13 protein-coding genes are annotated in these 12,893 nt (G+C 71.7%); 8 read left to right on the top strand and 5 right to left on the bottom strand.

Annotation, left to right across the window (positions count from 1 at the left end; genetic code table 11):
• The first annotated feature begins 70 nt into the window (after positions 1–70).
• Positions 71–505 (top strand): hypothetical protein, encoded by a 435-nt coding sequence (locus IEY88_RS21465; RefSeq protein ID WP_229693606.1) that lies wholly within the window; start codon positions 71–73, stop codon positions 503–505.
• A complete protein-coding gene (locus IEY88_RS21460; protein ID WP_189156549.1) occupies positions 502–957 on the top strand; it encodes a hypothetical protein in 456 nt (151 codons plus the stop codon). The genes IEY88_RS21465 and IEY88_RS21460 overlap by 4 nt, the downstream gene beginning before the upstream one ends.
• On the opposite strand, the gene IEY88_RS21455 is transcribed toward IEY88_RS21460, so the two are convergent.
• The 4 genes from IEY88_RS21455 to IEY88_RS21440 are packed head-to-tail and all read right to left on the bottom strand — an operon-like array spanning position 954 to position 4,751.
• Positions 954–2,099: a VWA domain-containing protein gene (locus tag IEY88_RS21455; RefSeq protein WP_189156548.1), complete on the bottom strand. Its 1,146-nt coding sequence runs from the start codon at positions 2,097–2,099 to the stop codon at positions 954–956. The genes IEY88_RS21460 and IEY88_RS21455 overlap by 4 nt on opposite strands.
• On the bottom strand, positions 2,096–2,728 hold the full coding sequence (locus IEY88_RS21450) for an IclR family transcriptional regulator (RefSeq protein WP_189156547.1): 633 nt from the start codon (positions 2,726–2,728) through the stop codon (positions 2,096–2,098). The genes IEY88_RS21455 and IEY88_RS21450 overlap by 4 nt, the downstream gene beginning before the upstream one ends.
• Positions 2,728–3,891: a fumarylacetoacetate hydrolase family protein gene (locus tag IEY88_RS21445; protein ID WP_189156546.1), complete on the bottom strand. Its 1,164-nt coding sequence runs from the start codon at positions 3,889–3,891 to the stop codon at positions 2,728–2,730. The genes IEY88_RS21450 and IEY88_RS21445 overlap by 1 nt, the downstream gene beginning before the upstream one ends.
• Positions 3,888–4,751 (bottom strand): hypothetical protein, encoded by an 864-nt coding sequence (locus tag IEY88_RS21440; protein ID WP_189156545.1) that lies wholly within the window; start codon positions 4,749–4,751, stop codon positions 3,888–3,890. Before IEY88_RS21440 ends, IEY88_RS21445 begins: the two co-directional genes overlap by 4 nt.
• 81 nt (positions 4,752–4,832) lie before the next feature.
• Between IEY88_RS21440 and IEY88_RS21435 the strand changes: the two genes are divergently transcribed.
• The 6 genes from IEY88_RS21435 to IEY88_RS21410 all read left to right on the top strand — a co-directional run bounded on the left by IEY88_RS21435 (position 4,833) and on the right by IEY88_RS21410 (position 12,536).
• Positions 4,833–6,005 (top strand): homogentisate 1,2-dioxygenase, encoded by a 1,173-nt coding sequence (locus IEY88_RS21435; RefSeq protein ID WP_189156544.1) that lies wholly within the window; start codon positions 4,833–4,835, stop codon positions 6,003–6,005.
• Between the two features lie 33 nt (positions 6,006–6,038).
• Positions 6,039–7,202 carry an SWIM zinc finger family protein gene (locus IEY88_RS21430; RefSeq protein WP_189156543.1) on the top strand — a complete coding sequence of 388 codons (1,164 nt, stop codon included), beginning with the start codon at positions 6,039–6,041 and terminating at the stop codon, positions 7,200–7,202.
• Between the two features lie 307 nt (positions 7,203–7,509).
• Entirely contained in the window at positions 7,510–9,114 is a 1,605-nt protein-coding gene (locus tag IEY88_RS21425) for a DUF5691 domain-containing protein (RefSeq protein ID WP_444543336.1), read from the top strand.
• Entirely contained in the window at positions 9,111–10,196 is a 1,086-nt protein-coding gene (locus IEY88_RS21420; RefSeq protein ID WP_229693605.1) for an ATP-binding protein, read from the top strand. The genes IEY88_RS21425 and IEY88_RS21420 overlap by 4 nt, the downstream gene beginning before the upstream one ends.
• Entirely contained in the window at positions 10,189–12,354 is a 2,166-nt protein-coding gene (locus IEY88_RS21415) for a DUF5682 family protein (protein ID WP_189156541.1), read from the top strand. The genes IEY88_RS21420 and IEY88_RS21415 overlap by 8 nt, the downstream gene beginning before the upstream one ends.
• On the top strand, positions 12,351–12,536 hold the full coding sequence (locus IEY88_RS21410; protein WP_189156540.1) for a hypothetical protein: 186 nt from the start codon (positions 12,351–12,353) through the stop codon (positions 12,534–12,536). Before IEY88_RS21415 ends, IEY88_RS21410 begins: the two co-directional genes overlap by 4 nt.
• On the opposite strand, the gene IEY88_RS21405 is transcribed toward IEY88_RS21410, so the two are convergent.
• Positions 12,533–12,877 (bottom strand): cupin domain-containing protein, encoded by a 345-nt coding sequence (locus IEY88_RS21405; RefSeq protein ID WP_229693604.1) that lies wholly within the window; start codon positions 12,875–12,877, stop codon positions 12,533–12,535. The two genes, IEY88_RS21410 and IEY88_RS21405, sit on opposite strands and share 4 nt — an antisense overlap.
• Positions 12,878–12,893 lie beyond the last annotated feature (16 nt).

The following is a 12,893-nucleotide window of genomic DNA, read 5'->3' as shown; positions in this document are numbered from 1 at the left end:
CTTCGCTCGTCATGGGAAGCACCACCTGTACCTTGGACGGGTGGTCGTGCCCAACAAGCCGTCCACCGAGGTGGAGGCGCTCGACGATCGGTGGACCCGGCACTGCGTGGACCGGGCGAGCCGCCGCGCCCTCGTGTGGACGCTGCTCGCCGGCGCGGCCTTCGCGCTCCAGTTCGTTCTGGTACTGGTGTGGTCGTGGTCCTCACCGGTGGCGCTCGTTCTGCTCTTCTTCGCCGCGGCCGTGCTCTGGTGGGTGACACGAAAGAGTCCGGTGCGTTTACCGGAAGGTGAACCGTGGCATTTCGCTCATGTGCAGTGGGAAGGAGGGCGTCTGGTCGTGTTGTCGTCACCGCCTCTGTTGCTGACCTTGAGCGTCGGTCCTCTGCTGCGCGGACGGATCGCGCGTCATCGGCGTGTGTGGTTCGTGCCACCGGATTCCGCCGGCAACACCTTCGTCACGTTCCGAGGAGTACCGCGGTTGATCCCGGCACGCGTGCACAGATGATGATCATCGAGAACTGGAGCGACACCTGTCTCGCGCGGGCGGACCGGCGCGCGGTCGGGCACATCTTCTTCGCGCTGGCGGTCCTCGGCGTCGTGCTCTTCATCGGCTGGATCTGGCTCACCGTGCTGTCCGTGCCGGTGGTGCTGGAACTGGCCGCACCGGGGTTGCGGCACTTCCTCACGCGCCGCGGCACCCTCGAGCTGATCGAGCGGTTCCCGTGGCGTCCGGTGTCGGTGGCCTTCGTGGCGGGCCGGCGCATCGGGCGGCAGGCGTACCTGCGGGTCGAGGACTCGGAGAAGAACCTGCGGCTGCCCGAACTCCCCGAACGGGCGCGGGTTCTGGTGCGGCACACCGGGCGGATCTGGATCGCGGGTCCCGACGAGCGCGGGCGCGTCGTCGCGATGACGCGCGGGCTCGCGTTCCTCACGCGCGGCCGCGTGATCGACCGCTAGCGGCCGCCCGTCGCGATGCCTTCGGCTTCGGCCCACTGCGTGAGGTCGTCCTTGCGCAGCGCGGCCGCCAGCAGTTCGGGGAACTTGTCCGGCGTGCAGGCGAACGCGGGTGCGCCCAGTGCGTGCAGCTTCGCGGCCAGTTCGTGGTCGTACGCGGGTGTGCCGGAGTCGCTGAGCGCCAACAGGTTCACGACCGTGACGCCGCTCGCGACCAGTTCGCGGACCCGGCGCTGCAGCTCGGTCTCCGACCCGCCCTCGTAGAGGTCGCTGATGATCACGACGACCGTGTCGGTGGGCCTGCGAACCTGGGTCTGCGCGTAGGCGACCGCGCGGTTGATGTCCGTGCCGCCGCCGAGCTGGGCGCTGAACAGCAGGTCGACCGGGTCGCTGAGCTGGTCGGTCAGGTCGGCGACCTCGGTGTCGAACACGACGAGCTTCGTCGAGATCGACCGGATGCTCGCGAGCGCCGAACCCAGGACCGCCGCGTGCACCAGGGACTCCGCCATGGAACCGGACTGGTCGACGAGCAGGATGACGTCCCGCATCGCCGCGGACCGGCTGCGCCTGCGGTGCCCGATCAGGTCCTCGACGATCACGGTCTTGTGCTGTGGCTGGTAGTTCTTGAGGTTCGCGCGGATCGTCGTCGCCCAGTCGACGTCCTGCAGCTGCGGCCGGCGGGTGCGCTTCGACCGGTCGACGGCGCCGCGCACGGCCTCGACGAGCCGGTCCTGCAGCCGCTTCTCGATGTCCTCGACCACCTTGCGCACCACGGCCTTCGCGGTGTCGCGGGTGCGGGTGGGGATCGCGCGGGAGAGCTGCAGCAGGGTGCTGACGAGGTTCACGTCCGGCTCGACCGACTGGAGCAGTTCGGGTTCGAGCAGCAGCTGCTTCAGGCCGAGCTTCTCGACCGCGTCCCGTTGCATGACCTGCACGACGGACGTGGGGAAGTACTTGCGGACGTCGCCGAGCCAGCGGTGCAGCTGCGGGGAACTGGCGCCGAGGCCGGCACCGCGATCGCCGCCACCGCCGTAGAGACCCGTGAGCGCGCCATCACGCCGTTGGTCGTCCTCGCCGAGTTCGGACACGTCTTCCGCGCTCGGGCCCAGGAGCAACCGCCAGCGCCGTAGCCGCTCTTCGGTCATTTGAGCGCTGCCGCCACTTCTTCGGCCGCACGCACGACCTGAGGGCCGACGATGTCCGCGTCGAGCTTCTCCAGTGCCACGACGCCGACCGACGCCCTGAGGCCCGGCACGCCACGCACCGGTGCCGCCACGCCGTACGCGTTCGGCTGCAGCTCACCGGCCGAGACCACCCAGGCCTCGCCGGGCTGCGAGATGGCCTTGCCCGCCGCCCCGCGGTGCACCGGATGACGTGAGCCCACCCGGTACGCCACGTGGAAAGCGGTCCACGACGGTTCGACGACGGCGACGGCCTGGGCCTCGGTGCCGTCCGCGACCGTGAGGTGCGCGGTGGCGCCGACCTTCTCCGCGAGCTCGCGCAGAGCGGGGTTCGCCGCCATCCGCAGCTGGGGGAGGACGTTGGAGGCGAGGCGCAGCACGCCCAGGCCGAGCCTGACCTTCGAGCCCTCCCGGCGCACGAGACCGCGCGCCTGCAGCGGCACGAGAAGCCGGTACACGGCTGCCCTGGACGCGCCGATGGCGTTGGCGAGCTCCGAGATCGACGGTGCCTCGGACTCCGCCTCAGCGACCGCCTGGAGCAGCGCCAGACCCCTTTCCAGGGTCAGCGAGCTCTCCTTCGTCGCTCCGACCATCACGCACTCCGAACTGTTCCCACCACCTCGGCGAGACCGACCACGGAGCCCTTCTCACCGGGAGCCGTCGCGGTCAGCTTGACCGTGTCGCCGTCCTCCAGGAAAGACCTCGTGGAGCCGTCGTCGAGCTTGAACGGTTCCTTGCCACCCCAGCTGAGTTCGAGGAACGAGCCGCGCTCGTCCTTCTCCGGTCCCGAGACCGTGCCGGAGGCGAACAGATCACCTGGGCGCACGGTAGCCCCGTTCACCGTCATGTGCGCCAGCTGTTGCACAAAAGACCACGACATTTCCCGGAACGGAGGTCGCGCGACGATCGTGTCGTTGAGCTCGACGGTGATCGTGATGTCCAGGCCCCAGGGCTGGTCGCACGTCAGGTAGTCGTGCAGCTTGTTCGGCAGCGGCGGCGTCGGGACGCGTGCAACTGAGAACGCCTCGAGCGGCGTGATCCACGCGCCGATCGACGTGGCGAACGACTTGGCGAGGAACGGGCCGAGCGGCTGGTACTCCCACGCCTGGATGTCGCGCGCCGACCAGTCGTTGACCAGCGCGACGCCGAAGACGTGCTCGGCCGCCCTGCTCGTGGACACGTTGGCAGCCTTCGGGCCGCCGCAGACGAACCCGACCTCGGCCTCGATGTCGAGGCGTTCGGACGGGCCGAACTTGGGGCCCTCGCTGCCGCGCTTCTGGCCGTTCGGGCGGACGATCTCCGTGCCGGAGACGTACACCGTGCCCGCGCGGCCGTGGTAGCCGATCGGGAGGTGCGTCCAGTTCGGCGTGAGCGCGTCGCCGTCGGGCCGGAACATCCTGCCGACGTTCTCCGCGTGGTGCCTGCTGCTGTAGAAGTCCACGTAGTCGCCGACCGTGAACGGCAGCTTCGCCGTCTCGATGCCGACGAGCTCCGCGCCCTTGGGGGCCGAGCTCGACGTGACGATCTCCCTGAGCTTGGCGCGCAGCACGCTCCAGACCGGCCTCCCGGCGGCGAGCAGCGGGTCGAGCGAGTCCTCCTGGACGTACTCGCTGCACTTGCCCAGCGCGAGGCTCTTGAGGAGCAACGCGCGGTCGCCGACGCGGACGGCCACGCCCCCGTCGACGACGCCGTAGGGGAGGGTCTGCGGTCCGAACGGCTGGTCCCCGGTGAAGTTCGGGTCGCTGATCCAGCTCACAGCAGTCCAAGCCCCTCGAGGTCGGCGACAGGTTCGGCGAGCGAGCACGAGCCGTAGCTCGCGAACACACCGCGCACGGCGTGCGCGGCCTGGTCGCTGAGCGCCTTGGCCTCGGCGGTGAGAGCCTCGGCGTCGGTGCTCGCGAGCGCCTCGCGGACGTCGCGGCCGCTCAGGGACCGCGCGGTGGCCACGAGGAGGTTCAGGAATCCGTGGTGGGTGAAGCCCTGCTCGTCGGTGTAGCGGACGGCCTTGTGCAGGCCCGCCGTCGCCTTGAACGCGACGCCGCCACCGCTGACGACGGACAGGAAGTCACCGACCTCCTCGACGCTCGGGAAGTTCTCCTGGGAGAGACCGCCGCAGCGCAGCTTGGGCCAGCTGCCGTGCTCGATGACCCGGCGGACGCCGTCGAGCCACTCGGCACCGCCGCGGCGGGGTTCGACGACGCGGATGACGTCCTCGGGGACGAACTCCGACACGCGCTCGAGCCACACCTCGTCCACATCGGACGGTGCGGGCATCTCGACCATGCGCAGAGCCAGGAGCTCGCTTCTGCTCTCGACGATCGACACGGCCTTCGGCACGCCGCCGAGGCCGGTGTCGATCACGAGGCTGAGAGCGATCGGTTTGGCCGGCTTCACCTTGATGAGCTCGGTGATCAGCTCGGCGAGACGGGAGGCGGGACAGAGGAAGAGGCCCATGACGCCGGAGAAGTCACCGACGCGTCCGTCGAGGTGACCGCGCACCGCGTCGGGCATCGACGCGTTCCCCGGAGGGAACAGCGCGGCATCGTCCACAAGCCTCGCGAGCAGGGGCGGAGTACCGCGCGGACCGGGCGCACGGAGTTCGACAGCGCTTGACACGGCTGACACGCTAGCCGTGTACCGCCAACTGAACAAAGATGTCCGATAGTCGAACGCTTTGGAAGGACTCGGAGAGCACTCATGGCTTACTACCGCCAGGTGGGAGAGATCCCCCGAAAGCGCCACACCCAGTTCCGCAAACCGGACGGTGGCCTCTACGCGGAAGAGCTCATGGGGGTCGAGGGGTTCTCGGCCGATTCGGCCCTGCTCTACCACCGGTACCTGCCGACCGCGATCGTCAACGCGGAGGCGGTGAAGGACGAGCGCGGGACCGTCTCGCCGAACCTGCCGCTGAAGCCGCGGCACTTCAAGACCCAGGACCTGACCTGGGCTTCCGACGAGGTCGACGCGGTGACCGGGCGCCGGAAGCTGTTCGGGAACCCGGACGTGACCATCGGCTTCGTCGTTGCTTCTGCGCCATCTCCGCTGTACCGCAACGCTTTCGGTGACGAGCTGCTGTACGTGCAGTCCGGTTCGGGTGTCATCGAGACGATCTACGGGGCGTTGACGGTCGGCGACGGCGACTACGTCGTGATCCCGACCTCGTGCACCTACCGGGTCGTGCCGTCCTCGCCGATGTCGTTGCTGGTGCTGGAGGCGACCGGGCACGTCGGGCCGCCCCGTCGCTACCTCTCCAAGGCCGGGCAGTTCCTGGAGCACTCGCCGTACTGCGAGCGCGACATCCGGGGGCCCGAGGAGCCGTTGGTGGTGGAGGGCGAGGACGTCGACGTGCTCGTGCGGCACCGTGCGGGCCTCACGCGCTTCACCTACGCGAACCACCCGTTCGACGTCGTCGGCTGGGACGGGCACCTGTACCCGTGGGCGTTCAACATCCGCGACTTCGAGCCCATCACCGGCCGCGTGCACCAGCCGCCGCCCGTGCACCAGACGTTCGAGGGCCCGAACTTCGTCGTGTGCTCGTTCGTGCCGCGCAAGGTCGACTACCACCCGTTGTCCGTGCCGGTGCCGTACAACCACGCGAACGTCGACTCGGACGAGCTGATGTTCTACGTCGGCGGCAACTACGAGGCGCGCAAGGGCTCGGGCATCGGCATCGGCTCGCTGTCGCTGCACCCGTCCGGCTGCACGCACGGGCCGCAGCCGGGAGCGGTGGAGGCGTCCCTGGGCGTGGACTACTTCGACGAGACCGCGGTCATGGTGGACACGTTCCGCCCGCTGGAGCTGGGCGAGGCGGCGGAGGCCTCCGAGGACCCGGCGTACGCGTGGACGTGGGCCCGTCGCGGTCCGGCCTGATTTTCTGTCGGGGGTCCTCGCTACTTTGGTCTCGTGAGGACACGAGCCGTTCCGATGCGCTGGCAGGGCCTGGGCAAGGCCCTGCCGGTGCTGTGGGGCCTCTACACGGGCTCCGGCTCCCTTCCGTACCGCGTGTGCGTCGACCTGGCCGCCGGCTCGGCCAAGTGCACGTGCCCGTCCCGCAAGTTCCCCTGCAAGCACGCCATCAGCCTGCAGGAACTGGATCTCCCGGACGCCCTGCCGCCCGAGTGGGTGGAGGAGTGGACCGCCCGCCGCGCCGCCCGTGAGCTCGACTCGTCCCCCGAGGCGGTGGCCCGCCGCCTCCGTTCCCGGGAGAAGACGGCGGCGAACCGCGCCAACGCGATGTCGTCGGGCATCGAGGGCCTGCGCGACTGGCTGCTCGACGTGGCCTCCGCCGGCATCGCCTCCCTGCCGGGTCGCCCGGCCTCGTGGTGGCAGGCGTTCATCGCCCGCATGATCGACGCCCAGGTCCCCGGCGTGGCCGCCGCCGTCGCAGAGATCCAGGAGATCGTCGCCCGCTCGGGCCCGCGCTGGACCTCCGACGTGGCCGACCGCCTGGGCGGCCTGCACCTGCTGTGCTTCGTGCAGCCCAGGTCGCGTCTGGGCGTGACGATCCCGGAGGAGACCGTCCGCGCCACCCCGGGCATCACGGACCGCTGGGTGGCCCTGCTCCGCCTGGAAACCGACGACGGCCGAGTCCGCACGGTCCGCCAGTGGTGCTGGGGCCGCCAGACGTCCCGCTGGGTGGTCGCCATCCGCCACTCCGCGGTGGGAGCCCCGGTCCCGCTCCTGCCACACGGCCTGGAGTCCTCGGCCCTCGTCCACCCCTACCCGGCGTCGGACCGGGTGGCCCTGGGCGCCCTGGAGGGCTCGAAGCCCCCGGACCCGGTGCCCGCCCCGCCGTCGTGGCGCACGTCCCTGGCGTCCCTGGAACCGATGCTGACGGCCGATCCGTGGCAACGCCTGTTCCCCCTCGGCTGTGCCTCCGTCCGGCTGCACGGCGCCTCTCTGGTCGACGCCTCCGGCCACGGGCTGCCGGTCCGCGACGACACGGGCCTCGACATGGCGCTGGCGCTGACCGGTGGTGTCCCGTTCGACGCCTGGGGGCTGTGGGACGGCCACGCGCTGCGGCTGGGTGCCATCGCGGTGGACGGCACCCTGGAGGTGGTGGCATGACCGCCGCAGTCCGTCCCGCACCTTCCCGACCCCGCCGAACACTGTTCTTCGCCTGCCGCGGCACCTCGGGGGCGTCGCTTGCCGCCGGCCATCACCTCTCGGCAGCACAGCCCGCCGCCCGCCGCGGCGTCTCGGTCGAACCGCCTGCTGCCGGCCGTCGCCGCCCGGCAGCGCCGCCCACCATCCGCCGCCACCGCTCGGCCGCGCCACCCGCGGCTGATCGCCATCCCGCGCTCTTCGCCGTCCGCAGCTACGCCTCGGCGGCACTGCCTGGCGTTGGCCACGACACCGCCGTGCCGCTGCCCGCCTGCCGTCCCCCCTCGCCCCTCACCGTGCGCAGCCACCCCTCGGTGGCGCTGCCTTCCTCCAGCCGCGACACCGCCGTGCCGCCGTCCGCCCGCCGTCACCCCTCACCCGCACCACCCGCCACCCGCCACCACACCCCGGAACCCGCCCACCCCCTCCCCACCGCGGAGGTGCCGGCGTGAAGGCCGAGTGGTCCAGGACCGTCCAAGACCTCCTCATCGGCACCACGAGAGGCGGCGGCGACCCCGCCACCCTGCTGTCCGACTGCGCCACCCTCGGCGTGGCCGCGTTCGGCGCCACCCTGCCCCAAGAATCGGCAGCCGAGCCGCTGCCGCTCGCCCCACCCGAGTCCGCCACCCTCCCCAGACCCGCGGCCAAGGCGGTCCTGGAGGCGATCATGAGCCTCGACGACGAGGTCCTGCTCACCGAGTGGTGCGCCCTCGCGAAGGCCGGCGGCGTCGTGGCCGAGCACCGCATGCTTCCCGCCCTGCTCGCCCTCGGCACGGCCCGGCCGGGGTTGCGGGCGGCGGTCGTGGAGGTCCTCGGCACCCGAGGCCGCTGGCTCGCGAACACCCGGCCCGGCTGGTCCTGGGCGAGCGGTGCCACACCGCTGGTGGACGAGGTGCCGCTCGAGGAGATCCTCGACCTGCCCAGCGCCCAACGGGTCCGCGCGCTGCGCCGCAGGCGCAAGGCCGATCCGCACGAGGTCGGCGCGTTCATCGCAGCGGAGTTCCACCGGTCGCGCCGCTCGGCCGACCGCCAGGTGCTCGTCAGCGCGCTGGAGACCGGCCTCGGCCCGCAGGACGAGCGGCTGCTCGAAGCGGCCCTCGACGACAAGGCGGCGGCCGTCCACGACGAGGCCCTCCGGCTGCTGCGCAAGCTGCGGCCGACGAGGCTCGGCGCCCGCGCGGCACACCGCCTGCGGCACGGGCTCCGCCTGACCGCGGACGGGCTCGACATCCGGCCGGACGAGCTGTGGACCGGGCAGGCCGACGCGGCGGAGCAGCGCGACCTGATGCGGGACGGGTCCGAGAAGGGTGTCGCCGGCCGCATCCGGGCCGCGGCCGCCAGCGTGCCGCCGTCGTACTGGACGTCGACGCTCAAGGCCGACGACGCCAAGGCCGCCGACATGCTTCGCAGAGGGCCGTGGGCCGGTGCGTTGCTCAGGGGCGTCGCCGACCAGCTCGCCGCCGCGAAGGACCCGCGTCCGTGGGCCGTCGCCGCCGCCGAGACGCTGACCGGCATGGAGCAGCTGGAGATGCTGGCCGCGCTGCCCGCCTCCGTCGCCGAGCAGGCGGTGGTGGCGGTGTCGAAGAACTGGCACTACGACCTCCTCGACCACGCCTGCGCCCAGTTGCCGGCGCCGTGGTCGGCCGAGACCACCCGCGCGCTGATGCACCGCTACTCCGCCCTGCCCGACCCGCGCTGGCGGGCGGGGCGTCCGCCGTCGGTGCTGCTGGCGCGGGGTGACGCGGACCTGCTCGGCGCGAGCTGGGAGGCTCTGACCCGTCGCTGGCCGGAGAACTCCCTGGAACTGGAGGTTCTCCGCCTCCGCATCCGCCTTCGCGAGTCCTTCGCACCACCCGAGCCCCAGGAGGCCCCGTGACCGCCGTGCTCAGGCCGACGGCCGAACAGCAGTACGCCGCCGAGCTCGAGGCCGTCGCGGCCCAGGACGACCGGCAGCGGCCGCCCAACTGGCGCCTCTCCCCGCAGGCCGTGGTCACCTACGTCCTGGGTGGCACGCTGCCCGACGGCACCGTGATCTCGCCGAAGTACGTGGGCGCGCGGCGGCTGGTCGAGGTCGCGGTCGGCACTCTGGTCACGGACAGGGCGTTGCTGCTCGTCGGTGTGCCGGGCACGGCCAAGTCGTGGCTGTCCGAGCACCTCGCGGCGGCGATCAGCGGCGACTCGACGCTGGTGGTCCAGGGCACGGCCGGCACGAGCGAGGACCAGGTCCGCTACGGCTGGAACTACGCCCGCCTCATCGCCGAGGGCCCGAGCGAGAACGCGATCGTGCCGAGTCCGGTCATGCGCGGCATGCAGCTGGGCACGGTCGTGCGGATCGAAGAGCTGACACGCATGCCGTCCGAGGTGCAGGACTCGTTCATCACGGTCCTCAGCGAGAAGTCGCTGCCGGTGCCGGAGCTGAACTCGCAGGTCCAGGCCGTGCCTGGCTTCACGGTCATCGCGACGGCCAACGACCGCGACCGGGGCGTCAACCAGATGTCGTCGGCGCTCGCACGGCGCTTCAACACCGTCGTGCTGCCGCCGCCCGCGACCGAGGACGCCGAGGTCGAGATCGTCATCACCCGGGCCCAGCAGCTCGGCAAGGCGCTCCAGCTGCCCGCCGAACCGCCCGCGCTCGACGAGGTGCGCCGCGTCGTGCGGATCTTCCGCGAGCTGCGCAACGGTTCCACCGTGGACGGTCGCACGCAGCTGAAGAAGCCGAGCGGCAGCCTGTCCACGGCCGAGGCGATCTCGGTCATCGCGAACGGCATGGCGCTCGCCGGGCACTTCGGCGACGGCACACTGGGCGCGGACGAGCTCGCGAGCGGTCTCATCGGCTCCGTGATCAAGGACAGGGTGTCGGACGCGACGGTCTGGCAGGAGTACCTGGAGACGGTGCTGAAGGAGCGCGCCGAGTGGCGTGACCTCTACCGCGCCTGCCTGGACGCCAGCGGTGACTGAGCCGGTCCTCCTGGGCATCCGGCACCACGGCCCCGGCTCGGCCCGGATGGTCGAGCGGGCGCTCGCGCAGACGAGGCCGGCGCTCATCCTGATCGAGGGGCCGCCGGAAGCGGACGCGCTGCTCGAACACGTCCACGCGCTCACACCGCCGGTCGCGATCCTGCTGCACGACGAGACCGAGCCGGAGAACGCGGCGTTCTGGCCGTTCGCCGAGTTCTCCCCGGAGTGGCAGGCGCTCAGGTACGCCAGCGAGAACGGTGTCCCCGCGCGCTTCTTCGACCTGCCGGCCGCGGCGTCGATCGGCGACGACGGCCCGAGCGGCACCGTCGACCCGATCGGCCTGCTGGCCGAGGCCGCGGGCTTCGACGACCCGGAGCGCTGGTGGGAGGACGTGGTCGAGCACAGCGCGTCCGATCCGCTAGACCTCGCGAACGCCATCGCCGAGGCCATGGTCGCCGTGCGCGCGGAGTTCGAAAGCGAAGTGGGCGAACGCACGCTCAGACGAGAAGCGTTCATGCGCCAGACGATCCGCAAGGCGCGCAGGGAGACCGACGGCCCGATAGTCGTGGTCTGCGGCGCCTGGCACGTACCGGCGTTGCTCACCAAACCGACCGTCGCCGCCGACACGGCGTTGCTCAAAGGCCTGCGCCGCCGCAGGATCTCCGGCACCTGGGTCCCGTGGAGCCACGGCCAGCTGGCCGCCGAGTCGGGCTACGGCGCGGGCGTCGACTCCCCGGGCTGGTACGCGCACCTCTGGCAGCACCGGGCCGACGTCGTCCCGCGCTGGTTCGCGAAAGCCGCGGCGGTGCTCAGGGAAGAAGACCTCCCGGCCTCCACCGCGAGCGCCGTCGAAGCCGTCCGTCTGGCAGAAACCCTTGCGGCGCTGAGAGAACGACCCAGCGCGGGCCTGAGCGAGGTCAACGAGGCAGCGCTCGCCGTCCTCTGCGGCGGCGAGGAGATCCACCTCCGGCTGGTGCACCGCAAACTCGTGGTGGGCGAACGCCTCGGCGAGGTGGGCGAGGCCGTTCCGCGCTCCCCGCTGGCCGCGGATCTCCAGCGCCTGCAACGCAAACTCCGCCTCCCCGCGGAGGTCCAGCCCAAGCAGCTCAAGCTGGACCTCCGCAAGGACACCGACCGCGAACGCTCGAAACTCCTGCAGCGCCTGGAAGTTCTGGGCGTGCCGTGGGGCAAGCCGGACCACTCCAACTCCCTCGGCACCTTCGCCGAGGTGTGGCAGCTCCGCTGGGACCCGATCTTCGCGGTGTCCGTGGCCGTCGCCGCCCGCCACGGCACCACCGTCCACACGGCAGCCGAGAACGTCCTGACCCAGGCGGCCAAGGACGCCAAGCGCGTGGCCGACGCGGCCGCGACCCTCACCAAGTCCGTCGGCTGCGAGCTGCCGAAAGCCGTCGCCGAGGCCCGCAGGGCACTCGACCGCTGCGCGGCCCTCGCCACCGACGCCCTCGAACTCCTGGCCGCCCTCCCGGACCTGGCGAGGACGGTCCGCTACGGCTCGGTCCGCGGCACCGACCCCGAACTGCTCCGCGTCGCCCTGCACGGCCTGCTCACCCGAGGAGCGGTCGGCCTCCCGATCGCCTGCCGTGGCGTCGACGACGAAACGGCGGAGCACGCCCTGCAGGTCGTCGACGGCGCCCACGAGGCTGCCCGCCTGGCGGCCGACGACGAGCACCAGCAGACCTGGTGGCGAGCCCTGCACGCCCTGGTCAAGGCGGAGGCCCACGGCCTCCCGACGGGCAGGGCCACCCGCCTGCTCTGGGAAGCGGGCGAACTGACGAGCGACGACGTGGCCGCCCGCCTGCACAGAAGCGTCGCCACCGCCTTCGTCGCGGGCTTCCTCCGCGGCTCGGCCACCCTCCTGGCAGCGGACCCGCGTCTCTTCGGCCTCATCGACGAGTGGCTCAGCGGCCTGCGCGGCGAGGCGTTCGACGACGCCCTGCCCCTGCTGCGCCGAGCCATCACCGACTTCACCCCGGCCGAACGCCGCCTGCTCGGCGAACGCGTGGTCGCGGGCGAGACCCCGCAACCGGCAGCCGACGACGAGTGGGACCTGGAGATCGCCGAACGCCTCGCCGCGCACGTCCGCGGCCTGCTGACCGGGGTTTCACGATCATCGGATCCGCCGATCCCAGACGCGTGACCGCACCTGAGGAAAACCGCGCCGCCGCCCCGACCGGTGATCTCACGCCGCCGGACGAGAGCCGCCTCGAGGAATCCCAGCACCTCATCGACGAGGCCAAGAAGATCGCCCACGACCTGCGCGAACAGGTCCCGGACACCGGGTCGGAACCTCCGCGCGAAGAAGGCTCCCCGGCGAACTAGACCGACCAGGGCGGCGTGATCGTCTGCCCGTTCGCCAGCGTGCCCTGGATGCCGACCGACGTGGCCACCAGCACCCGCGCCGGCCCGCCGGTCAGCGCCAGCTCGGTGTTCGGCGGCACCACGATCGCGTCGCCGACGCCAGCGGTCTGCCCCTGGATCGTCACCGACCCGGACAGCACGTAGAACACCTCCTCCTTTGACGCCCGATGCGGCGTCCCGTCGCCGCCTTCGGGCACGTCGACGGTCCACAGCGCGATCTCCGAACTGCCGCGCGACGGCACGGCCAACGAGCGGAACTCGAAGCCACCGAACTCGTGCAGCACCGCGGAATCACCGGTCACCAACAAGACAACCTCC

The organism is Lentzea pudingi, assembly GCF_014646255.1.
GTDB classification, from domain to species: Bacteria; Actinomycetota; Actinomycetes; order Mycobacteriales; family Pseudonocardiaceae; genus Lentzea; species Lentzea pudingi.
This window is presented reverse-complemented; position numbering and strand designations above follow the sequence as displayed.